The following is a 22,031-nucleotide window of genomic DNA, read 5'->3' on the forward strand; positions in this document are numbered from 1 at the left end:
GCAGCACGAGTAACGAGAGTTCCCCATGACAGCTGAAAGTACTCCGGCGCTCGTGCAGATCGCGGACGCGGACACCGAAGGTCCGGCTCAGGCCGGCCCGTCGGCCGCCCGCGGCCCACGGGCGCGTAACACCAAGGCCTACCTCCAGTACGTGGCAGCCAAGATCGTGGGAGCGGCCGTCTCCCTGTTCGCGGTCCTCGTCACCAGCTTCTTCCTCTTCCGGCTCATTCCCAGCGACCCGGTGAAGCAGATGACGGGCGGCCGTCCCGTCTCCGCCGAACAGCTCGAGTCGCTGCGTCATCAGTTCGGCCTCGACCAGCCGATGTGGCGGCAGTTCACCAGCTACGTCGGCGACGCCCTCACGGGCGACTTCGGCACTTCGTTCCAGTTCCACGCGCCCGTCATCGACAAGATCACCGAGGCGCTCCCCGCGACCCTGCTCCTCACCGGCACGTCGTACGTCCTGTACACCGCGCTCGGCATCTGGCTCGGCACCCGTACCGCGTGGCGCAACGGCTCCACGAGCGACCGCTTCAACACCGCCTTCGCGCTGACGCTCTACTCGGTGCCGTCGTTCTGGCTGGGCCTGCTCCTGATCATCGTCTTCTCGGTGGGCATCGGACCGATCCCCGGGATGTTCCCGACCGGCGGAATGCAATCGGGCGGCGAGAGCGGATTCGCGTACATCCTCGATGTGGCGCATCACCTGGTCCTCCCGGTGATCACGCTGGTCGCGGTCGGGTACGCGCAGACGCTTCTGGTGATGCGCTCCTCGCTGCTGGACGAGATGGGCAGCGACTATCTGACGACGGCCCGCGCGAAGGGGCTGCGGGACGATGTCGTACGCCGCAAGCACGCCGTGCCGAACGCGATGCTGCCCACGTTCACGCTGATGTTCGTGAACCTGGGGCATGTGGTCGCCGGGCAGATCCTGGTCGAGACGGTGTTCTCCTGGCCCGGCCTCGGCGGTCTCTTCTACCAGGCGCTGAGCGTGCCCGATCTCCCCCTCGTACAAGGGCTGTTCTTCGCCTTCGCCACCGCGGTGATCCTGGCGAACACCCTTGCCGACGTGCTGTATCCGCTGCTCGATCCCCGGGTGGGCCGATGACGACCGAATCCATGCCCACGCCCACGAAGGCCGAACCGGCCGGGAATCCGCGCGCGCTCGCCCGCGCCCGCCAGCGGCAGTCCGCCGCCCGGTTCTGGCGGGAGTACCGCACGCACAGGGGCGGATTGTGGGGGCTGGGCGCCCTCGTCCTGATCGCGCTGATCGCTCTGTTCGCGCCGCAGCTCGTCGGCGCCGACTCGCAGAGCGTCACCGACGCGCCCGGTGGCGCACTGGAGTCTCCGAGCGGTGAATTCCCGCTCGGTACGGACCAGTTCGGACGCAGCGTGCTGGCCCTGCTGGTGTGGGGCACCCGGGTCTCGTTGACGGTGGGCCTGCTCGCTGCGTTCCTGTGCGTCGCCATCGGCACGGTCGTCGGCATCGTCGCGGGGCACTTCCACGGCTGGTACTCGACGGTCCTGATGCGGATCACCGACTGGTTCCTGGTGATGCCGACCCTGGTCCTCGCGATCGCGCTCGCCACCGTGATGGACCGCTCGATGTGGACGGTCATCATCGCGATCGGCGTCACGACCTGGCCGACCACGGCCCGGCTGGTCCGCGCCCAGACCCTGGCCGTGGAGTCCCGCCCGTACATCGAGCGGGCCCGTGCCCTGGGCGGCGGCCACGGACACGTCATGGTCCGGCACGTCCTGCCGAACGTGATGCCGCTGGTCCTCGCGCAGACCACGCTGGTGATCTCCAGCGCGATCCTCACCGAGGCCACCCTGGCGTTCCTCGGCCTGAGCGATCCGACCACCACCTCCTGGGGCGGCATGCTCCAGGACGCCCGCGAGGCGGGCGCGGTGAGCGCGGGCGACTGGTGGTACCTGGCACCGCCCGGCATCGCCATCGCCGTGGTGGCCCTGGCGTTCACACTGTGCGGCCGCGCCATCGAGTCCGTCCTCAATCCCAAGCTGGGGGTGGCCCGTTGAGTACGACGAGCATCCGTAAGACACCGCTTCTCGACGTACGGGACCTCACGGTGACGTACGCGGGTGGAGCGCAGGCAGTCCGGGGAGTGAACCTCACCGTCGACGCGGGGCAGAAGCTCGGCATCGCCGGTGAGTCGGGCTGCGGGAAGTCGACGCTGGCGCTCGCGCTGCTGCGGCTGCTGCCCGCCGGGGCGAAGGTCTCCGGCGAGATCCTGCTGAACGGCGAGGACGTCCTCGCCATGAAGTGGGGCCAAGTCAGGGCGGTGCGCTGGGCGGGGGCGTCGATCGTGTTCCAGGGCGCGATGCACTCGCTCAACGCGGTGCACCGCATCGGCGACCAGATCGCCGAGCCGATCCTGCTGCACCGCAAGGCGACGCAGGCGGCGGCTGCGAAGAAGGCCGGCGAACTCCTGGAGCAGGTGGGTCTCCCGGCCGCCCGCGCGAACGCCTATCCGCACGAGCTCTCCGGCGGACAACGGCAGCGCGTGATGATCGCGATGGCGCTCGCCTGTGATCCGGGGCTGATCATCGCGGACGAGCCGACCACGGCGCTCGACGTGATGATCCAGGCCCAGATCCTGCGGCTGATCGAGCGGCTGGTGTCCGAGCAGGACCTCGGCCTGATCATGATCAGCCACGACCTCGCGGTGCTCTCGGACACCTGTGACCGGCTCGCGGTGATGTACGCGGGCCGGGTCGTGGAGGAGGGCCCGGCGTCCGAGGTCTACGAGAACGCGCACCACCCGTACGGCAAGGCCCTGTCCGGCGCCTTTCCGCGCATCGGCGACCCGGCCTCCCGGTTCGCGCCCCGCGGGCTGCCCGGCGACCCGCCGGACCCGTCGGCGCTGCCCGGCGGCTGTACGTTCCACCCGCGCTGTCCGGTGGCCCTGGACTCCTGCACGACGCAGGACCAGGTGCTGCGGGAGGCGGGGCCGGAGCGGCGGGCGGCCTGTGTGCTGGTGGAGCCGGGGGCCGCCGCGGCCTTGGCCCTGCCGGGTGCCGAGGAAGCAAGGAGCACATCATGACCACCACCACTCCCCTGCTCAGCGCCGAGGGACTGAAGGTCACCTTCCCCGGCCGGCGCGGAGCAGCCCCGGCGCGTGCCGTGGACAGCGTCGACCTGGACATCCGGCCCGGCGAGATCGTCGCGCTGGTCGGCGAGTCGGGCTGCGGCAAGACGACGCTGGCGCGTTCGCTGCTGGGCCTGGTCCCGCCGACGTCCGGGCGGGTGACCTTCGACGGGCAGCCGCTCGACTACGCGAGCCGGGCGCTGAAGGCGTACCGCAAGCGGGTCCAGCTGGTGCTCCAGGACCCCAGCGGTTCGCTCAATCCGAGGCACACGGTGTACGACGCCGTCGCCGAGGGCCTGCGGATCCACGGGTACGCGGGGGACGAGCGGACGGCGGTGGCGGAGGCGCTGGCGCGGGCGGGGCTGCGGCCCCCGGAGCGGTTCTTCCTGCGCTATCCGCACGAGCTGTCGGGCGGTCAGCGCCAGCGGGTCGTGATCGCGGGCGCGCTCGTCCTGGAGCCGGAACTCATCGTGGCCGACGAGCCGGTGGCCTCGCTGGACGCTTCGGTGCGCGGCGAGATCCTGGCCCTGCTGCTGCGGCTGCGGGACGAACTGGGCCTGTCCGCGCTGGTGGTCACACACGACCTCGGGCTGGCGTGGAACATCGCGGACCGGGTCGCGGTGATGTACCTCGGCCGGATCGTGGAGACGGGCGAGGTGGAACAGATCCTGACCGCCCCGCAACACCCGTACACCCAGGCGCTGTTGTCGGTGCTCCCGGAGGCCGGGGGCGATCCGGTGATTCTGACCGGTGAGCCGCCGGACCCGTCCAGGGTGCCGTCCGGGTGCCGGTTCCACGCCCGCTGCCAGGTGCTGGCCTCGGGCGAGGCGGAGCGGGCGGGCGTCGCGGACGCGTGCCGTACGCAGGATCTGCCGGTGCTCGCGGGCGGCGGGCAGACCCAGGTGGCGTGCCACTGGGCGAACGCGGCCGCGACGGCACGGGCGTAACGCGGTGGCCGGGGGCCCGTCCGGCGGGCGCCCTGTCACGGCCGCGGCCGGGACCGTGCTCGACGGTCCCGGCCCCGGCCGTGTACGAGGAGGGAATCAGCCGCGCTCGTACGCGGCGACCAGTTCGCTGCACCGCTTCACATCGGCGGCCATCGCCACGAGCAGGTCGTCGATCGAGTCGAACTTCAGCATCCCGCGTACGTACGCGAGGAAGTCCACCGAGACATGCAGCCCGTACAGGTCGAGGTCGACGCGGTCGATCGCGTACGCCTCCACGGTCCGCTCGGTGCCGTCGAACTGCGGGTTCGTGCCGACTGAGATCGCGGCGGGCATCGCCTCGTCGTTCACATTGAGCCAGCCCGCGTAGACGCCGTCGGCGGGGATGGCGGTGTGCGGCAGGGTCTCCACGTTGGCCGTGGGGAAGCCCATCTCGCGGCCGCGCTGTGCGCCGCGGACCACGACGCCCTCGACCCGGTGCGGCCGGCCCAGGATCTCGGCGGCGCCCGCGACATCGCCGTCGGCGACCAGCCGTCGGGTGAGGGTGGAGGAGAACGGCTCGCCGCCGCCCGCCTCGCCGCTCACATACAGGTCGATGACCTCGACGCCGTAGTCGTAGGTCTCGCCGAACTCGGTGAGCAGCTGCACGTTCCCGGCCGCCCTGTGACCGAAGCGGAAGTTCGGACCCTCGATGACCAGCTGCGCGTGCAGCTGGTCGACGAGCACCTTCACGATGAAGTCGGCGGGAGCCAGCTTGGAGAACTCGGTGGTGAACGGCAGGATCAGCACCGCGTCCACGTCCAGCTCCGCCATCAGCTCGGCGCGCCGGTGGTGCGGGGCGAGCAGCGGCGGATGGCTGCCGGGCCGTACGACCTCGCTGGGGTGCGGGTCGAAGGTCACCACGACCGACGGCACGCCCAGCTCGCGGGCCCGCTCCACGGCCCGCCCGATGATCAGCTGGTGCCCGCGGTGCACCCCGTCGTATGAACCGATGGTGACGACGCTGCGTCCCCAGTCCTCGGGGATGTCCTCCAAGCCACGCCAGCGCTGCACTGTGACCGCTCCTCGCCCGAACCCGTGTACGTGAAATTGCCTGTTACGCAGGTCTAAGACTGCCATGCTCACGCCCCGCGGCCTGCATCGGCATCGCTTTCGGACTCGCCAGCGCCTCCACCGTCCGCTGCGCGCTCGGGCCGACGAGCGCCGCCCACTCCTGCGGGGCGTCGGCCAGCCACCCGGTGACCAGGGCGGCGAATCCGGGCACCTCACGGGCCAGTTCGACCAGTCCGCGGTCGAAGCGGACCGCGCCTTCGGGGGTACGGACGAGCAGCATCCCGGTGCGGTGGACCAGGGCGCGGGTACGGGCCGGTGCGCGGGCGCCGGAGCCGGTGGCGGCGGCCCGCAGCAACGCGTCGAGCACGGCCGGATCGCGGTGGGCGTCCTGCTCGAAATCCAGCAGGACCTCCAGCAGCTCGCCCCGCAGCTGCCCGGAGGCGGGGCTGCCCGGCGCGGCAAGCACCCCGGCGAGCGCGCCGCGCACCGGAGGCGGCACGGGGTGGTCCCGCAGCAGCCCGGTCACCAGGGGCAGCAGCAGGGCGCGGGCGGCGGGGCCGTGCTCCAGCCTGCGGTCGAGGTACGCGGCGGCATGCACGGCGTCGTCCGGGTGGCTGTCGATGTACGCCCGCACGAGCCCGGTGGCGTGCAGGGCCAGCTCCGGGGCGTCGATCCCGGCGAGCGAGCACAGCGCCTCGCCCGCGCCGTCGTCGGGCCGGGTGAGCCGCTCCCGGAACGCGGTGAGCACCTGCTGCGGATGGGAGGGCAGCATGCGGGCGAGCGCCTCGGCGGACGGCTGCGGCCCGCCCGCGACGAACGCCCGCAGCGCCTGCGGGAGGTAGCGGTCCCGGGTCTGCGGATCCTGTACGAGGAGGGTGAGCGCGACCCCGTGCAGCGCGGCATCGGCCGGGCGGGCCAGCAGGGCGAGGGCGGCCCGGCGCAGCAGCTCGCGGTCGGCGTCGAGGGTGGCGTGCGCCGCGGTGACCAGCGCATACGAGGCCGCGGCGGCCCGGCGGGCGGGCCGGTCCTCGTCGCGGGCCCAGCGGTCGACGGCGCGGCACAGCGCGGCGGGCTCGTCCTCGGCCAGCGTGGCGAGCAGTTCCTCGGCCCGGGGGTGGGCGGTCGCGACGAGGGCGTCGGTCAGCTCGTCGACGGCCAGGTCCCGACGGGCGTAGAGCAGCGCCTGTGCCGCGTCGGCCACGGTCGGGCTCAGCGCGAGCCCCTCTTCGGCGGGCAGCGGGCGCTCGTCGGTGAACCAGCCGCAGAGCAGTGGCTGCACGGTCCGGGGCCAGTCGACGAGCCGCCGCGCGACGGCGTCCAGAAACCGCTCGCCGCTGTCGCCGTCCCGGTCACTGCGGGGGTCGCCCCGGCGCGGGCCGTCGGCGGGGACGAGACGCCGGAGCAGATCGATCCGGTCCGCCTCCGGCAGCCGCAGCCGCTGCCAGAACCACGGCCCGAACTCGGCGTACGCCCCTGGCCCGCCCGTGGCTGCTCGCCGGACGATGCGGTCGGCGAGCAGCCGCGCCACCCCGAGCTGGGGCCGGGCATCGGGCACCCGGAGCAGGGTCTCCGAGAGCAGGTGGACCGCCCACCAGCGGGCGTCGTGCCCCACCTGGGCACGCGCCCCCGGCCGCGGCCCCGGCGACAGCCGGTCCAGGGCCTCGACGAGATCGGCCAGCCGCTGCGCCAGCGCGGCAGGCCCCCGGCGGCGCCCCAGGAGCAGCAGGGCCTGGATCACCGGACCGGACCGATGACGCGGCACGGGCAGAATGCGCGGCCGGACCGCCACCCCGGCCTCCGGCTCGGGCGCACGGCTGAGCTCCGCTCGCGGCTCGGGCGCACGGCGAAGTCCCCTCCCCGGCGCGTCCGCCGCAGACCCCGGACCGCGCCCCGCACGCGGCCTCCTCGGCTCCGGAACGCGGGGTTCCGCCGCCTCGGCCCCCGCCGCCGCATTCGCCGCCCCCTCCGCCGCGTGCCACCGGTGGACCAGCGCGTGCAGGGCCGCGTCCAGGTCCAGGTGGGCACCCTGCACCCAGTCGCCCAGCTCCTCGTGCGCGAAGCGGTAGCCCGCGCCCGCCGGGACGAGCAGGCCCTCCGTGAGGACCGCCGACGCCCAGCCCGTGCGCCAGGGGAACACCTCCTCGAAGGCTGCCCCGTCCAGCTTCCCCTGGCCGGGGCCCAGACAGCGGCGCGCCGCCTCGTGGACCTGCCCGGCCACCCGCGCGGCCAGGCGGCGGACCGCGGTGCCCCCGGGCGACGGGCCCGATACGGCTGCGACGCGGATCGCGATGCGCAGGCACATCAGGTCCAGGTGGGCGCCGAAGACGTCATCCGTGTCGGGCTGTCCGGCGACGTCGCCGGGCAGCGCCGCACGCACCTCCGCGAGGAGGCGCAGGGTGAGCGGGTGCCGGCCGTGGCCGGGGGCGAGCGCGTCCGGCGGGATGGCGTACCGCTCCCGGGCCCGTACGGCCTGGCTCGCGGTGAGGTCACCGAGGCGGACCGCGGGCGGCAGTCGCCCGGCCGGCCGGGCGGGTCGGTGCAGGGTGTCGGGCGGACAGAGCGCACCGGCCGTCTCCCAGTGCTCGGGGGTGCAGGCGACCACGAGCCGCGCCCCGTTCGCGCGCAGCCAGTCGACGGTGCCCGCGGTCCACCGGGCCGGTCCGGGGGCCGGCATGGGAGGCATCTCCTCGGGGCCGTCCAGCAGCACGAGGAGCGGGTTCCCGGACTCCTCGGCCAGCCGGGCCACCCGCTCGGGGGTGGCGGTCGCCATGTCGCCCCGCGCACCGGCGGCGGTGACGATCCGGCAGGACCGCCGGAGCGTACGGGCGATCGCGTCGGCGACCGAGGTGTCGTCGGCCAGCAGGTCGGCGCCGCGCAGCCACAGCGTGGGTGCGGGTACCAAGCCGCGGGCCCGGCGGGCGGCGAGCGCGGCCAGTTCGGTGGTGCGGCCGGTGCCCGGCGCTCCGACGAGGCCCAGGACCACGGCGGGACCGCGCGGCGCGGACGAGGGGCCGCCGGGGGCCGAGAAGGCGCTGAACTCCGCGAGGACGTCGGGGCGTTCGACCGGTTCGGGGCAGGCGTCGGGCCCGCCCGCCGAGCCGAGCGAGGTCGCGGTGAGGTGCAGGGCACCCGCGAGATTCAGGTCGCGTCCGTATCCGGGAACGCCCGTCGCGTTGCGCCTCAGCAGCGCGCCCAGCGGACCGTCGGCCGCGGCGCCGTGCAGCGGCACCGCCAACCCGGCGGCGGGATGTCCGGCGCGCAGCGCGGTGCCGAGTACGGCGATGACCGCGCCGCTCTCCGGATCGACGACGGGCCCGCCCACGGCCGCGCCACCGAGCAGCAGCGCGTCCCGGCCGTCCGTACCGAGCGCGACCTCCATCACCGCGGCGATCCGATGGGTGCGGCCGTTCGCGGTGTACGTCACCGGGGCCGTGCCGAGCACGCGCGCCTCGCGCCGGCCGTGGGCGGCGATCGTCACATACGTACCGGCGTCGATCCGGTCCCGCGATGCGATCGGCATCGGCTCCACGCCGAGCGCGGAGAGCCCTCCGGTGCGCAGCAGTGCGAGGTCGAGGCCGGGCAGCGCGGTGACATCGGCGGCCTCGACACAGCAGCTGCGATCGTCCGTTCCGTACAGGACGAGCCGGGTGTGACCGTCGACCGCTTCATGGCTGGTCACCACCGTGCCCCGGTCGTCGGCGACGAATCCGGTCCCCCGCTGCCGGCCGGCCGGATCGCAGATGCGTACCAGCGCTGCCCGGTCCCCGCTTCCCATGGTCCGACGTTAGGCCGGTGATGATCAGCGCGTACCCACTCGGAGTAAAAGCGCCCCCGAATGCACCCCTGTTTCACTCCGAGCGCCTGCCCGTTGGGGTGAATTCATGGCGTCCGGTGGACAGAATCCGGTGGGGGATCGTGGAGCGGGCACCGGGGCTCCGCCCGCTCCACGATGGGGCCCCGGGAGCCGGGGTGCCGCTCAGGCGAAGACGGCGAGGCTCTTGGCCTTGCCCTTCTGCTCCTCGACGAGCACCAGGAACCGTCCGTCGGGCCCGAAGACCCCGACCGGTCCCGGCGGGAAGGCGGGCATGTCCAGCCGCACCCCGTTCAGCAGCAGCTTGGCGCGCTTCTCGTCCACGTCCCAGCGGGGGAACGCCGAGGCCGCGGCCTCGGCCAGCGGCATCACGGTCAGCTCCTGCTGATGCTGGTCGAGCGTCCGCGCCACGTCGAGTCCGTACGGCCCGACCCGGGTCCGCCGCAGCGCGGTCAGATGCCCGCCGACGCCGAGCCCGGCGCCGAGGTCGCGGGCGATCGCGCGGATGTACGTACCGGAGGAGCAGACGACGGAGACGACCAGGTCGACGACCGGCGTCCCGTCCTCGGCGACCGCCTCGCGGACGTCGTAGACGTTGAAGGACGAGATCGTCACCGGCCGGGCCGGGATCTCGAACTCCTCGCCGCCGCGCACCCGGGCGTAGGACCGCTTGCCGTCGATCTTGATGGCGCTGACCTTGGACGGCACCTGCATGATCGGTCCGGTCAGAGCCGCGACCCCGGCATCGATACCCTCGCGGGTCACCCCGGACGCGTCGGTGGACGAGGTGATCTCGCCCTCCGCGTCGTCCGTGACGGTGTCCTGGCCGAGCCGGATCGTGCCGAGGTACTCCTTCTCGGTCAGTGCGAGATGGCCCAGCAGCTTGGTGGCCTTCTCGACACCGAGCACGAGAACGCCTGTCGCCATCGGGTCCAGCGTGCCGGCATGGCCGACGCGGCGGGTCCGGGCGATGCCGCGCATCTTGGCGACGACGTCGTGCGAAGTGAAGCCGGACGGCTTGTCGACAATGACAAGGCCGTCCTCCCGTCGCCCGCCGCCACCCTTGCCCGAGGTCGCTGCGCTTGTGCTCCCTTGATCGGGCGTCTTGTTCTGCGGTGTCATTCGGAGGCGGTGTCCTCGTCGTTCTCGTCGTCCGCCTTGCGGTACGGGTCCGCGCCACCGGCGTACGTGGCGCCCGAGGACGCCTCGCGCACCCGCGCGTCCGAGGCACGCGCCCGGTCGAGGAGGTCCTCGATCGCCTTGGCGTTCTCCGGAAGGGCGTCGGCCACGAAGGCCAGCGTGGGGGTGAACTTCGTCCCCGCCGCCGCTCCGACCGCGGAACGCAGGATGCCCTTGGCGCTCTCCAGTCCGGCCGCCGCGCTCGCCCGCTCCTCGTCGTCGCCGTAGACCGTGTAGAAGACCGTGGCCTCCCGCAGGTCACCGGTGACCCGGGTGTCCGTGATGGTCACGTGCGTACCCAGACGCGGGTCCTTGATACCGCGCTGCAGTTTCTCGGCCACCACCTCCTGGATGAGGTCCGCCAGCTTTTTCGCCCGCGCGTTGTCGGCCACTGGTCCGTCTCCTTCTCAGCCTTGCTCAATCGTCTTCGTCGCTGTGCAGCCGTCGTCGTACGGACAACAGCTCCACCTCGGGCCGGGCAGCGATCAGCCGCTCGCACCGGTCGAGTACGTCTGTGAGGTGTCCGGTGTCCCCGGAGACCACGGCGAGGCCGATCTCGGCCCTGCGGTGGAGATCCTGACCGCCCACCTCCGCCACGCTCACCGCGTACTTGCGCTGGAGCTCGGCGACGATGGGACGGACGACGGAGCGCTTCTCCTTCAACGACCGTACGTCGCCGAGAAGAAGATCGAAGGACAGTGTCCCCACATACATGTATGTCCGGATGTCCCGCCGGTTCGGGTTCGTGCCCTGCGCTTTTGGCAGGGACACAAGAACCGTACACGGAACGGCCGGGGCCGATCGACGGAAATATGACCCGTCGACCGGCCCCGACTGTTGAGGTACGGGTCAGCCTCGCGGCTTCTCGCGCATCTCGTACGTCGCGATGACGTCGTCGATCTTGATGTCGTTGAAGTTTCCGAGGTTGATACCGCCCTCGAAGCCTTCGCGGATCTCGGTGACGTCGTCCTTGAAGCGGCGCAGACCGGAGATGTTGAGGTTCTCCGCGATGACCTTGCCATCGCGCAGCAGGCGCGCCTTGGTGTTGCGCTTGACCTCGCCGGACCGGACCAGCACACCGGCGATGTTGCCCAGCTTGGACGAGCGGAAGATCTCGCGGATCTCCGCCGTACCGAGCTCGACCTCTTCGTACTCCGGCTTGAGCATGCCCTTGAGGGCCGCCTCGATCTCCTCGATGGCCTGGTAGATCACCGAGTAGTAGCGGACGTCGACACCCTCGCGCTCCGCCATCTGCTGGGCACGCCCGGCAGCGCGGACGTTGAAGCCGATGACGATGGCGTCGGAACCGGTCGCCAGGTCGATGTCCGACTCGGTGACCGCACCCACACCGCGGTGCAGGACCCGGATGTCGACCTCGTCGCCGACGTCGAGCTGGAGCAGCGAGGACTCGAGAGCCTCCACCGAACCGGACGCGTCGCCCTTGATGATGAGGTTGAGCTCCTGGACCAGACCGGCCTTGAGCGCCTCGTCCAGGTTCTCCAGGGAGAACCGGACGCCCTTGCGGGCGAAGTTGGCGTTGCGCTCACGGGCGGCACGCTTCTCGGCGATCTGACGGGCCGTACGGTCCTCGTCGACCACCAGGAAGTTGTCGCCGGCACCCGGGACGTTGGTGAGACCCAGCACGAGGACGGGGGTCGACGGACCCGCTTCCTCGACGTTCTCGCCCTTGTCGTCGAGCATCGCGCGGACTCGTCCGTACGCGTCGCCGACCACCATCGTGTCGCCGACCCGCAGGGTGCCTCGCTGGACCAGGACGGTCGCGACGGCACCGCGTCCGCGGTCGAGGTGCGACTCGATCGCGATGCCCTGCGCGTCCTGCTCCGGGTTGGCCCGCAGGTCGAGCGAGGCGTCGGCGGTGAGGACGACGGCCTCCAGAAGAGCCTCGATGTTGAGGCCCTGCTTGGCGGAGATGTCGACGAACATCGTGTCGCCGCCGTACTCCTCGGCCACCAGACCGAACTCGGTGAGCTGACCGCGCACCTTGGTCGGGTCCGCGCCCTCGACGTCGATCTTGTTGACCGCGACCACGATCGGCACGTCGGCCGCCTTGGCGTGGTTCAGCGCCTCGATCGTCTGGGGCATCACACCGTCGTTCGCCGCCACCACGAGGATCGCGATGTCGGTCGACTTCGCACCACGGGCACGCATGGCGGTGAACGCCTCGTGACCCGGGGTGTCGATGAAGGTGATCCTGCGGTCCTCGCCGTTGACCTCGGAGGAGACCTGGTACGCGCCGATGTGCTGCGTGATACCGCCGGCCTCGCCCGCAACGACGTTCGTCTTGCGGATCGCGTCCAGAAGTCGGGTCTTACCGTGGTCGACGTGACCCATGACGGTCACGACCGGCGGACGGGAGACCAGAGCCTCTTCGCCGCCCTCGTCCTCGCCGAACTCGATGTCGAAGGACTCGAGCAGCTCGCGGTCCTCCTCCTCCGGGCTGACGATCTCCAGGACGTAGTTCATCTCGTCGGCGAGCAGCTTCAGCGTCTCGTCGGAGACCGACTGCGTCGCCGTGACCATCTCGCCGAGGTTCATCATCACGGCGACGAGCGACGCCGGGTTGGCGTTGATCTTCTCCGCGAAGTCGGTGAGGGAGGCACCGCGCGACAGCCGGACGGACTGTCCGTTGCCGCGAGGCAGCATGACGCCGCCCACCGACGGGGCCTGCATGGCCTCGTACTCCTGGCGCCTCTGCCGCTTCGACTTGCGACCACGACGCGCGGGACCGCCGGGACGGCCGAACGCACCCTGTGTGCCACCACGGCCACCGGGGCCGCCGGGACGTCCACCGAAGCCGGGACGACCGCCGAAGCCGCCGCCACCGCCGGGACGACCCGCACCGCCACCGCCACCGCCGCCACCGGGACGGCCGGCGAAACCGCCGCCACCGCCACCGGGACCGGCCGGACGGCCTGCGAAGCCGCCGCCACCACCGGGACGGCCTGCGCCGCCACCGCCACCGGGACGACCGCCGCCGCCGCCGGGACCACGGCCACCGCCGGGGCCACCACCGGGACGCGGGCCCGCAGCGGGACGCTGCGGCATCATGCCCGGGTTCGGACGGTTACCACCGGGGGCACCGCCCGGACGGGGAGCCTGCGGACGGGGCATGCCGCCCGGAGTGGGACGGGCACCGCCCTGACCCTGCGGACGCGGGGCGCCGCCGGGGCCGCCCTGCGGACGCGGGGCGCCCGGACGGTCCTGACCGCCACCGGGACGCGGGGCGCCGCCGGGACGGGGCGTCTGCGGACGGGCCATGCCCGTCGAGCCACCGGAGGTGAAGGGATTGTTGCCCGGACGGGGACCGGCCGGGCGGGAGCCGCCGGGTCGCGGAGCGCCCTGGCCCGCGGGACGTGCGGGGCGCTCGCCACGCTCGCCACCACGGCCACCGTCACGCTGGCCGCCGTCACGCTGACCGCCGGCCGGGGCCGGACGGGCGGGACGAGGCCCGGGGGTGGCACCCGCGGGACGCGGGGCCTGCTGCTGCGGGGCAGCGGGCTGGGCCGGAGCCGGAGCCGAGAACTCCGCGACGGGGACCGGAGTCACCGGAGCGGGCTTGGGCGCGGGCTTCGGACCCGGACGCGGGCCTGCGGACGGCGCGGAAGGCGCCGCGGGGGTGCTGCTCGCCGGGGCTGCGGCGGCCGGCTTGGGGGCCGGGACGCCGGGCTTCGGGGCAGCGGGACGTGCCGCAGCGGCCGGGGAGGGCGCTGCGGGCTTTGTGGGCGTCGCCTTGCGGGGCGCGCCAGGCTTCGCAGCGGACTTGCCGGCGTTGCCGCCGGGCCCCTGCAGTGCGTCAGTCAACTTGCGTACAACCGGCGCCTCGATCGTCGAGGACGCCGAACGGACGAATTCACCGAGTTCTTGGAGCTTGGCCATGACGACCTTGCTCTCGACGCCGAACTCCTTGGCGAGTTCGTATACCCGGACCTTAGCCACTTCGCTCCTTTTAGGTCCGGGTTACCGCCGGACCGTCGCTACTTCATGGGCGTACTCATCGCGTACTCATCGAGTGCTCATCGCAATCTCGACCTACTTCCAACTCGCGAGGTACCTGACCGCACGGGGTCCCGTGCCGTTCACTTCTTACGATGTCACCCGCTCGACGAACCGCTGTACCGCGGCGGTGTCGAACGGCCCCTTGGCCTTGAAGGCCCGGGGGAATGCCCGGCGGCGAACCGCCAGGTCCAGACAGACAGAGACGGGGTGTACATAGGCACCCCGGCCGGGCAGCGTACCGCGAGGATCAGGGACGCAGGCGTCCTCGTCCGCGACGATGCGCAGCAGCTCGCTCTTGACCGCCCGCTCCCGGCATCCCACACAGGTTCGCTCAGGGCAGGCGCGGGCTTGCGTCCGGCCAGACACGTTTAAGTCTACCTCCCCGCACCGACCTCACCCCTTTGGGGCAAAAATCGAACGGATGTTGTCGTGATCTCAGCGCCCTGTCGCCCCGATGTATTCCCCGGGCCCGGCGCGACCGGCCCCGGGGAACCCCTTTTCGGGGCGGCGCCCGGTGGTCCGGCGCGGGCCGCCCGCCCGGGACTGCCGGGTCGGGTCAGCCGCGCTCGGAACGCTCGCGGGCCCGCTCGGCCCGCTCACGGTCGGCGATGTCGCGCTCGGCGTCGGTCTCGGTGTCCGGACGGATGTCGATGCGCCAGCCGGTGAGGCGGGCGGCGAGGCGGGCATTCTGCCCCTCCTTGCCGATCGCGAGCGACAGCTGGTAGTCCGGGACGGTGACCCGGGCGGACCGCGCACCGAGGTCCACGACCTCGACCTTGCTCACCCGTGCGGGGGACAGGGCGTTGGCGACCATCTCGGCCGGGTCGTCCGACCAGTCCACGATGTCGATCTTCTCGCCGTGCAGCTCGGCCATGACATTGCGCACCCGGCCGCCCATCGGGCCGATGCAGGCACCCTTGGCATTCAGCCCGGAGCGGGTCGAACGGACCGCGATCTTGGTGCGGTGACCGGCCTCGCGGGCGATCGCGCAGATCTCGACGGAACCGTCCGCGATCTCCGGGACCTCCAGCGCGAAGAGCTTCTTCACCAGGTTGGGGTGGGTCCGCGACAGCGTCACGGACGGACCGCGCACGCCCTTGGCGACCCGTACGACGTACGTACGCAGGCGCAGGCCGTGGGTGTACTCCTCGCCCGGTACCTGCTCCTGCACCGGAAGGATGGCTTCCAGCTTGCCGATGTCGACCAGGACGTTCTTCGGGTCCTTGCCCTGCTGGACGACGCCGGTGACGACATCGCCCTCGTGGCCCGCGTACTCCCCGAACGTCCTGTCGTCCTCGGCGTCGCGCAGCCGCTGCAGGATGACCTGCTTGGCGGTGGTCGCGGCGATCCGGCCGAACCCGGACGGGGTGTCGTCGAACTCCTTGGGCTCCTGGCCCGGTTCGAGGTCGGCCGGGTCCTCCTTCGCCCACACCGTCACGTGGCCGCGCGCATTGAGCTCCACGCGCGCGCGGCGGTGGCTTCCGTCCGTACGGTGGTAGGCGATGAGGAGGGCCGACTCGATCGCCTCGACGAGCACGTCGAAGGGGATCTCCTTGTCCTGTGCCAAGCCCTTCAAGAGCTTCACATCGATGTCCACGGCTACGCCTCCTCTTCCTTCTTGTCCTTGCGGCTGAATTCGATCTCCACGCGCGCCTTGGCGATGTCGTCGAAGGCGACCCGGCGGGACGTGGGCCTGCGGCCCTTGAGGCCCGGCACTTCGAGGTCGAGCCCTTCTTCGTCCACGGCGAGGATGCGGGCCACCAGGTCGCCACCCTCGCGCAACTGCAGCTTGGCCAGTCGGCCCGTGGCACGTACGTAGTGGCGGTGCTCCGTCAGCGGACGGTCGGCACCGGGGGAACTGACTTCGAGGACGTACTCGCCCTCGCCCATCGCGTCGGTCTCATCGAGCTTCTCGGAGATCGCGCGGCTCAGCTCGGCACAGGCGTCCAGCTCCACGCCCTCTTCGGAGTCCACGATGATCCGCAGCACCCGGCGGCGGCCCGCCCGGGAGACCTCGATCTCTTCGAGATCCAGCTGTTCGGCGCTGACGAGCGGTTCGAGCAGTCCGCGCAGCCTCTCGCTCTGGGTCGTGCTCATCCGGGTGACTCCTCGGCCGCGTGTGCTGTTGTGGGGATCTCGCGTGTCAGGTCAAAGGGTATCCGGTCCCGAGGGGTGTTGGCGTCCGCCTGCTCCGCAGCCGCGGGTACGCTCGCCTGCGGTGATCACTTCAGGACAGATCCAGTCACAACAGGTCCAAGCCCGGAGGAGAACAAGTGCGGCGCACGGGGACGACGCGCAGAGGTGCGTTCACCGCGACGGGAGCGATCGCCATGGGGGCGGTGCTGGCCGGCTGCGGTGACGGGGCCGGGCCCCGGGAGGGCTCCGCCGGTACCGACGCGGCGACAGCGGACGCGCAGGCACTGACCGCGCGGACGGAGAGGACGCTCCGGGCGAGCGCCGCCCGTACCAGCAGGGAACTGCTCGCCTGCTACGAACACGTGGTCAGGACCTATCCGGCGACCGCCGCCGGGCTCTCGCCGCTGCGGGACGCCGTACGCGCCCATGCCAAGGCACTGGCGCCCGATGGCGGCGGGACGCTCGTGTTCTCGCGGACACGCGCGACCGACGCCGCGGCCGCCGTCAAGGAGCTGGCCGCGGCGGAGCGCAGCACCGCGGACGCCCATACGGCGACGCTGCTGAAGGCCCCGCCGGAGCTGGCCCGGCTGCTGGCGTCCATCGCGGCGGCGGGCGCGGCCCACGCCTATCTGCTGACCGAACTGGCCAAGGAGACCTCGTCATGAGCGCCGGGACACAGAAGGCGGCGCAGGCGGCCCTGGCCGCCGAGCACGCGGCGGTGTACGGGTACGGGGTGGTCGGCGGCCGGGTCGCCGACGGCCGCCGGGCCGAGGCCACCGCGGCGTACCACGCGCACCGGGCCCGGCGCGACGCGCTGGTGCGGACCATCCGCGACCTGGGCGGTGAGCCGGTGGCGGCACAGGCCGCGTACGCTCTGCCGTTCGCGGTGCCGGACCCGGCCGCGGCGGTGCGGCTGGCCGCCCTGCTGGAGGACCGGGTCGCGGGCGTCTACTCGGATCTCGTACGGGCCGCCGACGGGCCGCTCAGGCGGGAGGCGGCGAACGCACTGCGGGAGGCCGCGGTGCGTGCGGTCCGCTGGCGGGGCAGCGGCGTACCCTTTCCCGGGCTCGCCGAGCTGACCGCCGACGGGACCGGCGCGAGGGACGGGACCGCTGCGAAGCACGGGTCCGGCGCTACGCACTGAAGAAGCTCTGAACGCTACGCACTGAAGAAGCTCTGAAAGGGAACAAAGCACGCATGGGTTTCGAACCGCCGCAGCGTCTGGTGCGAGCGCTCGGCGAGTCGTACGGGGACGACGCCGCCGACTGGCTCGCGCGGATTCCCGCACTGACCGAGGAAGCGCTGTCCTCGACCGGACAGGAGGTGACCGTGGACCGGGTCGCCACCCCCGGCGGCCGCAGCAGTCTGGTCCTGCTGGTGACGTGCTCCGACGGCACCCCGGCCGCGCTGAAGCTCGCTCCCTCCGGGGCCGCGCCCGAGCTGGAACGGGCGGCGCTCGCACACTGGAACGGCTGGGGCGCGGTACGGCTCCTCGCCTCCGGCCCCGGCGCCCTGCTGCTGGAGCGGTTGCACCCCGAGATGTCGCTGCGCTCGCTGCCGGAGGCGAAGGCGCTGCTGGAGGCGGCGGGGACGGTACGCCGGTTGTGGGTCGAGCCGCCGGCCGGTCATGGATTCGAGACGGTCGCGGAACGGACCGGGCGCCGTGCGGAGCCGATGCGCGCCTGCGCCGCGGCCGAACCGAGCCTCGCCCCGCTGGTCTCCGCGGCGCTCGCGGCGCGCGAGGAGCTGGTCGCCCACTCCCCCGAACTCCTGCTGCTGCACGGCAACTTCCGCCAGAGCAAGGTGCTCGCGGGTGAGCGGGTGCCCTGGCTGACGGTCGGGCCGGAGCCGCTGGTCGGCGAGCGGGCCTACGATCTGGCGCGCCTGGTGCGCGACCGCGTCGAGGATCTGATCGCCTCCCCGGGCGGTCCGGCTACGGCCCGCCGCCGGATCAAGAAGCTCGCCGATTCGCTGGACGTGGACCGGGAACGGCTGCACGGCTGGACGCTGTTCCGCGCGGTGGAGTCGGGTACCCGGGCGCTGGCGGTCGGCCGTCGCCAGGAGGGTGAGCTGACGCTGGAGTTCGCCGGCTGGCTGTAGCGGTCCGCGAACGCAGGAGACCCCCGCGCGGTGCGCGGGGGTCTCCTGTCCGTTCCGGTATCAGTCCTGGGCGACGAGGCGGGCGATCGCCTCGTCGACCGTGAGCTCCTCGCGCTCGCCGGTGCGGCGGTCCTTGAGCTCCAGGACGCCCTCGGCCGAGCGGCGGCCGGCGACCAGGATCTTCGGGACGCCGATCAGCTCGGCGTCGGTGAACTTCACACCGGGCGAGACGCCCGCACGGTCGTCGACCATGACCCGCACACCGGCGGCGGCGAGCTTCTCGGAGACGTCCAGGGCCAGCTCCGTCTGGAGCGCCTTGCCCGCCGCGACGACGTGGACATCGGCCGGGGCGATCTCGCGGGGCCAGCAGAGTCCCTGCTCGTCGGCGGTCTGCTCGGCGAGCGCGGCGACGGCGCGGGAGACGCCGATGCCGTACGAGCCCATGGTGACCCGGACCGGCTTGCCGTTCTGGCCGAGCACATCGAGCTGGAAGGCGTCCGCGAACTTGCGGCCGAGCTGGAAGATGTGGCCGATCTCGATGGCGCGGTCCAGCTTGAGGCCGGTGCCGCACCTGGGGCAGGGGTCGCCCGCCTCGACGACGACGACGTCGAGGTAGTCGTCGACCTCGAAGTCACGGCCGGCGACGACGTTCTTCGCGTGGGTGCCGGGCTTGTTCGCTCCGGTGATCCAGGCGGTGCCGGCGGCGATGCGCGGGTCGGCGATGTAGCGGACCTTCTCCAGACCCTGCGGGCCGACGTAGCCGCGCACCAGGTCGGGGCGGCCCTCGAAGTCCTCCGCGGTGACCAGCTCGACGACGGCGGGCGCGAGGTGCTCGCCGAGCTTGCCGAGGTCGACCTCGCGGTCGCCGGGCACGCCCACGGCGACGATCTCGCCGTCGACCTTGACCAGCAGGTTCTTCAGCGTCGCGGAGGCCGGGACGCCGAGATGCGCGGCGAGCGTCTCGATGGTCGGGGTGTCGGGGGTGTCCAGCTCCTCGACGGGGCCGTGCGCCGAGCCGTCCACGGGGGTGGCCTTGAAGGTCACGGCCTCCGTGTTGGCGGCGTAGTCGCAGGCGGGGCAGTCGACGAAGGTGTCCTCACCGGCCGGGGCGGGGGCCAGGAACTCCTCGGAGGCCGAGCCGCCCATCGCGCCGGAGACGGCGGAGACGATGCGGTGGTCGAGGCCGAGCCGCTCGAAGATCCGGATGTAGGCGGCGCGGTGCAGCTGGTACGCCTCGACGAGCCCCTCGTCCGTGGTGTCGAAGGAGTACGAGTCCTTCATCTGGAACTCGCGGCCGCGCAGCACACCGGCGCGGGGGCGGGCCTCGTCCCGGTACTTGGTCTGGATCTGGTAGAGGATCACGGGCAGGTCCTTGTAGGACGTGATCTGATCCTTGACGACCTGTGTGAAGATCTCTTCGTGGGTGGGGCCGAGGAGGTACTCGGCGCCCTTGCGGTCCTTGAGCTTGAACAGCAGATCGCCGTACTCGTGGTACCGGCCGCTGGCGTCGTACGACTCCTTGGGGAGCAGCGCGGGAAGCAGCACTTCCTGGCCGCCGATGGCGTCCATCTCCTCGCGCACGACGCGGGTGATGTTCTCCAGGACCTTCTTGCCGAGCGGCAGCCAGGTCCAGATTCCGGCCGCCGTGCGACGTACGTAACCGGCCCGGACGAGCAGCTTGTGGTTGAGCGTCTCGGCGTCCGCCGGGTCGTCGCGCAGTGTCTTGATCATCAATCGGGACATGCGCTGGACCTGGACCATGGTGAACTCCTGCTCGGAAGGGTGATGTGCAGGAGGTTAGCCGGGTGGCACGGGTGGGCGGAAATCGATTGGCCGTCGGTCCGTCCCCGTCTGCCCCTTACGACGCAGCGGAAGCGGGGCTCCCATCACCGCGTACGGCTTGGGAGCGCTGGGGAAGAGCACCTGGCGGGCCAGGTCCCGGTAGCCGAGACTGCGGTACAGGGCACGTGCCGGGCTGTCCGTGTCGATCGCGGAGAGGATGGACCGGGGCTGGTCGACGGCGTCCGTGATGGCGGTGATCAGCATGCGGCCGATGCCGCGGTTCTGGAACGCCGGGTGGACGTGCAGTTCGGTGATGACGAACGAGTCGTCGAGCCAGTGCACGGAGCCGGTGGCGCGGAGGTAGGGCTCGACGACGGTGGACCACCACTGGCCGCGTTCGTTCGGCATGCCGTAGACGAAGCCGACGAGCCGGCCGTCGGGGGTGGTGGCACCCAGGGCGCGGGCGCAGGGGTGGTCGAGGTGTCTGAGGACGATGTGGCGCCGCACCTCGATCTCTTCCGGACCCAGGCCGAAGGCGACGGCCTGCACGGCAAGCGCCTCGTCCACGCGCGCGGCAAGATCGATCGGTTCGATCCGGACGCTGGGAGTATGGGGGCCGCCCCCGGAAACTGCTGCCATGGGCCGACCCTACTGGCCCGGGCGGGGTGGGCGGTACGGGGCGGTGGCACCGGCCACCGCCGGTCAGAACAGCACGCTCATGAACGCGCCGGTCTCGCGGAAGCCGACCCTTGCGTACGCCCTGCGGGCGGGGGTGTTGTAGTCGTTCACGTACAGGCTGACGACGGGTGCGACGTCGGCCAGTGCGTAGCGCAGGACCGCCGCCATGCCGGTCTCGGAGAGTCCTCGGCCGCGGTGTTCGGGAGCGACCCAGACGCCCTGGATCTGGCAGGCCTGCGGGGTGGCCGCGCCGATCTCCGCCTTGAAGAGGACCTTGCCGCCCTCGATCCGGGCGAACGAGCGGCCGGCGCCGATGAGTTCGGCGACGCGTGCCTGGTAGAGGAGACCGCCGTCGCCCGCGAGCGGGGAGACGCCGACCTCCTCGGTGAACATCGCCACACAGGCCGGCATCAGGACGTCCATCTCGTCCTTGCGGATCCGGCGGACCAGGGGGTCGGGGGTGACCTCGGCGGACAGGCTCTCGGTGACCATGAGCGGCTGATGGGCCCGGACCTCGCGGGCGGGGCCCCAGCCGGGTTCGAGCAGCCGCCACAGCTGGGCGGTGGGCTCCGCGGGGCCGACGATCGAGGAGCAGCGGCGGCCGGCCCGGCGGGCGCGGTCGGCGAAGGCCCTGACGGCTTCGGGGGTGGCGCAGACCGGTACGAGGTTGGCGCCCGAGTAGCACAGCGAGCGCAGCCGTCCGTCGGCGTACCAGCCCCACATCTCGCCGCCGAGGCGCCAGGGATCGAGACCTGCGATCCGGATCCGGGCGGTCACGAAGGCATTGGCCACGGGTTCGCTCTCCAGGATGGCGAGAGCGGCGCCGAGGTCGCTGGGTTCGAGGACCCGGGTGGTGGTCTGCGTCAACACGAGGGGGCCTCACCATGCGGTCTGCTGATTTCCGCACTGTACCCAAAGAGCCTCATCCGCGCCGCCCCGTGCCCGGACAACGACCTGGTGCACGACGGGGAGTGGATCAGGTCGTTCTCCCGGGCCGCTCCGTGAGGCCGCTCACGGCTGCGCCCCGCCGGGCGGTGTTCCTCCGGCGGGGCGCGGTCGTGAGCGTCGTGGTTCAGCTGATGGAGACCTGGGGCTCGCCCGAGGCGATGCCGTCCTTCTCCATCTGCTCGGCGATCTTCATGGCTTCTTCGATCAGTGTCTCGACGATCTTCGACTCGGGCACGGTCTTGATGACCTCGCCCTTCACGAAGATCTGCCCCT

At 72.1% G+C, this 22,031-nt stretch carries 19 protein-coding genes and 1 pseudogene; 7 read left to right on the forward strand and 13 right to left on the reverse strand.

The genetic code is table 11. From position 1 onward, the window contains the following. Window positions 1-25: 25 nt before the first annotated feature. Genes ACFVV1_RS37500 through ACFVV1_RS37515 form a run of 4 tightly spaced genes read left to right on the forward strand, consistent with a single transcriptional unit; the run spans window position 26 to window position 4,057 of the window. Window positions 26-1,108 (forward strand): ABC transporter permease, encoded by a 1,083-nt coding sequence (locus tag ACFVV1_RS37500; RefSeq protein ID WP_389999140.1) that lies wholly within the window; start codon window positions 26-28, stop codon window positions 1,106-1,108. Then, window positions 1,105-2,040: an ABC transporter permease gene (locus ACFVV1_RS37505; RefSeq protein WP_389999143.1), complete on the forward strand. Its 936-nt coding sequence runs from the start codon at window positions 1,105-1,107 to the stop codon at window positions 2,038-2,040. Before ACFVV1_RS37500 ends, ACFVV1_RS37505 begins: the two co-directional genes overlap by 4 nt. Next, window positions 2,037-3,065 (forward strand): ABC transporter ATP-binding protein, encoded by a 1,029-nt coding sequence (locus ACFVV1_RS37510; protein ID WP_389999145.1) that lies wholly within the window; start codon window positions 2,037-2,039, stop codon window positions 3,063-3,065. The genes ACFVV1_RS37505 and ACFVV1_RS37510 overlap by 4 nt, the downstream gene beginning before the upstream one ends. Then, a complete protein-coding gene (locus ACFVV1_RS37515) occupies window positions 3,062-4,057 on the forward strand; it encodes an oligopeptide/dipeptide ABC transporter ATP-binding protein (RefSeq protein ID WP_389999147.1) in 996 nt (331 codons plus the stop codon). Before ACFVV1_RS37510 ends, ACFVV1_RS37515 begins: the two co-directional genes overlap by 4 nt. Window positions 4,058-4,153: 96 nt before the next feature. Here the strand turns inward: ACFVV1_RS37515 and ACFVV1_RS37520 are convergent, their stop codons facing one another. From ACFVV1_RS37520 to rimP, 9 genes are all read right to left on the reverse strand, one after another. After that, the gene (locus tag ACFVV1_RS37520) at window positions 4,154-5,107 is read right to left on the reverse strand and encodes a bifunctional riboflavin kinase/FAD synthetase (RefSeq protein WP_389999149.1); all 954 of its coding nucleotides are present in this window, start codon (window positions 5,105-5,107) and stop codon (window positions 4,154-4,156) included. Between the two features lie 43 nt (window positions 5,108-5,150). Further along, complete coding sequence (locus ACFVV1_RS37525) at window positions 5,151-8,882, reverse strand: trypsin-like peptidase domain-containing protein (RefSeq protein ID WP_389999151.1); 3,732 nt, start codon at window positions 8,880-8,882, stop codon at window positions 5,151-5,153. A gap of 201 nt (window positions 8,883-9,083) precedes the next feature. Next, window positions 9,084-10,040, reverse strand: a complete 957-nt coding sequence (truB, locus tag ACFVV1_RS37530; RefSeq protein ID WP_389999154.1) for a tRNA pseudouridine(55) synthase TruB — start codon at window positions 10,038-10,040, stop codon at window positions 9,084-9,086. Beyond that, the gene (gene rbfA, locus ACFVV1_RS37535) at window positions 10,037-10,489 is read right to left on the reverse strand and encodes a 30S ribosome-binding factor RbfA (protein ID WP_361456037.1); all 453 of its coding nucleotides are present in this window, start codon (window positions 10,487-10,489) and stop codon (window positions 10,037-10,039) included. The genes truB and rbfA overlap by 4 nt, the downstream gene beginning before the upstream one ends. 25 nt (window positions 10,490-10,514) lie before the next feature. Beyond that, entirely contained in the window at window positions 10,515-10,811 is a 297-nt protein-coding gene (locus ACFVV1_RS37540) for a DUF503 domain-containing protein (RefSeq protein ID WP_389999194.1), read from the reverse strand. Window positions 10,812-10,946: 135 nt separating this feature from the next. After that, window positions 10,947-14,054, reverse strand: coding sequence for a translation initiation factor IF-2 (gene infB, locus ACFVV1_RS37545; protein WP_389999158.1), 3,108 nt, complete (start codon window positions 14,052-14,054; stop codon window positions 10,947-10,949). A gap of 147 nt (window positions 14,055-14,201) precedes the next feature. Beyond that, window positions 14,202-14,480, reverse strand: a complete 279-nt coding sequence (locus ACFVV1_RS37550) for a YlxR family protein (protein WP_389999161.1) — start codon at window positions 14,478-14,480, stop codon at window positions 14,202-14,204. A 190-nt stretch (window positions 14,481-14,670) separates the two neighbouring features. Next, window positions 14,671-15,711, reverse strand: coding sequence for a transcription termination factor NusA (gene nusA / locus ACFVV1_RS37555; protein WP_389999164.1), 1,041 nt, complete (start codon window positions 15,709-15,711; stop codon window positions 14,671-14,673). Between the two features lie 2 nt (window positions 15,712-15,713). Further along, on the reverse strand, window positions 15,714-16,211 hold the full coding sequence (gene rimP, locus ACFVV1_RS37560) for a ribosome maturation factor RimP (protein WP_389999167.1): 498 nt from the start codon (window positions 16,209-16,211) through the stop codon (window positions 15,714-15,716). 176 nt (window positions 16,212-16,387) lie between these two features. On the opposite strand from rimP, the gene ACFVV1_RS37565 reads away from it, so the two are divergent. The 3 genes from ACFVV1_RS37565 to ACFVV1_RS37575 are packed head-to-tail and all read left to right on the forward strand — an operon-like array spanning window position 16,388 to window position 18,350. Next, entirely contained in the window at window positions 16,388-16,915 is a 528-nt protein-coding gene (locus ACFVV1_RS37565; protein ID WP_389999170.1) for a hypothetical protein, read from the forward strand. Next, the gene (locus tag ACFVV1_RS37570; protein WP_389999174.1) at window positions 16,912-17,394 is read left to right on the forward strand and encodes a ferritin-like domain-containing protein; all 483 of its coding nucleotides are present in this window, start codon (window positions 16,912-16,914) and stop codon (window positions 17,392-17,394) included. The genes ACFVV1_RS37565 and ACFVV1_RS37570 overlap by 4 nt, the downstream gene beginning before the upstream one ends. Window positions 17,395-17,447: 53 nt before the next feature. Then, window positions 17,448-18,350 carry an aminoglycoside phosphotransferase family protein gene (locus ACFVV1_RS37575; RefSeq protein WP_389999177.1) on the forward strand — a complete coding sequence of 301 codons (903 nt, stop codon included), beginning with the start codon at window positions 17,448-17,450 and terminating at the stop codon, window positions 18,348-18,350. 60 nt (window positions 18,351-18,410) lie between these two features. On the opposite strand, the gene ACFVV1_RS37580 is transcribed toward ACFVV1_RS37575, so the two are convergent. From ACFVV1_RS37580 to ACFVV1_RS37595, 4 genes and pseudogenes are all read right to left on the reverse strand, one after another. Continuing rightward, window positions 18,411-20,111 (reverse strand): proline--tRNA ligase, encoded by a 1,701-nt coding sequence (locus ACFVV1_RS37580; RefSeq protein ID WP_389999180.1) that lies wholly within the window; start codon window positions 20,109-20,111, stop codon window positions 18,411-18,413. 36 nt (window positions 20,112-20,147) lie between these two features. Further along, window positions 20,148-20,771, reverse strand: a complete 624-nt coding sequence (locus ACFVV1_RS37585; RefSeq protein WP_389999183.1) for a GNAT family N-acetyltransferase — start codon at window positions 20,769-20,771, stop codon at window positions 20,148-20,150. A 63-nt stretch (window positions 20,772-20,834) separates the two neighbouring features. Next, a complete protein-coding gene (locus tag ACFVV1_RS37590; RefSeq protein WP_389999185.1) occupies window positions 20,835-21,680 on the reverse strand; it encodes a GNAT family N-acetyltransferase in 846 nt (281 codons plus the stop codon). A 202-nt stretch (window positions 21,681-21,882) separates the two neighbouring features. Beyond that, window positions 21,883-22,031: pseudogene (locus tag ACFVV1_RS37595) on the reverse strand (4-hydroxy-3-methylbut-2-en-1-yl diphosphate synthase); the annotation flags it as partial.

It is taken from the genome of Streptomyces sp. NPDC058092, from assembly GCF_042884935.1.
GTDB lineage: Bacteria > Actinomycetota > Actinomycetes > Streptomycetales > Streptomycetaceae > Streptomyces.

Bases quoted from the DNA above. Each gene is read 5' to 3' on its own strand.
- ACFVV1_RS37500 (WP_389999140.1), top strand. From the start codon at position 26: ATGACAGCTGAAAGTACTCCGGCGCTCGTGCAGATCGCGGACGCGGAC.
- ACFVV1_RS37505 (WP_389999143.1), top strand. From the start codon at position 1,105: ATGACGACCGAATCCATGCCCACGCCCACGAAGGCCGAACCGGCCGGG.
- ACFVV1_RS37515 (WP_389999147.1), top strand. From the start codon at position 3,062: ATGACCACCACCACTCCCCTGCTCAGCGCCGAGGGACTGAAGGTCACC.
- ACFVV1_RS37525 (WP_389999151.1), bottom strand. From the start codon at position 8,882: ATGGGAAGCGGGGACCGGGCAGCGCTGGTACGCATCTGCGATCCGGCC.
- truB (WP_389999154.1), bottom strand. From the start codon at position 10,040: ATGACACCGCAGAACAAGACGCCCGATCAAGGGAGCACAAGCGCAGCG.
- ACFVV1_RS37540 (WP_389999194.1), bottom strand. From the start codon at position 10,811: ATGTATGTGGGGACACTGTCCTTCGATCTTCTTCTCGGCGACGTACGG.
- rimP (WP_389999167.1), bottom strand. From the start codon at position 16,211: ATGAGCACGACCCAGAGCGAGAGGCTGCGCGGACTGCTCGAACCGCTC.
- ACFVV1_RS37570 (WP_389999174.1), top strand. From the start codon at position 16,912: ATGAGCGCCGGGACACAGAAGGCGGCGCAGGCGGCCCTGGCCGCCGAG.
- ACFVV1_RS37575 (WP_389999177.1), top strand. From the start codon at position 17,448: ATGGGTTTCGAACCGCCGCAGCGTCTGGTGCGAGCGCTCGGCGAGTCG.
- ACFVV1_RS37580 (WP_389999180.1), bottom strand. From the start codon at position 20,111: ATGGTCCAGGTCCAGCGCATGTCCCGATTGATGATCAAGACACTGCGC.
- ACFVV1_RS37585 (WP_389999183.1), bottom strand. From the start codon at position 20,771: ATGGCAGCAGTTTCCGGGGGCGGCCCCCATACTCCCAGCGTCCGGATC.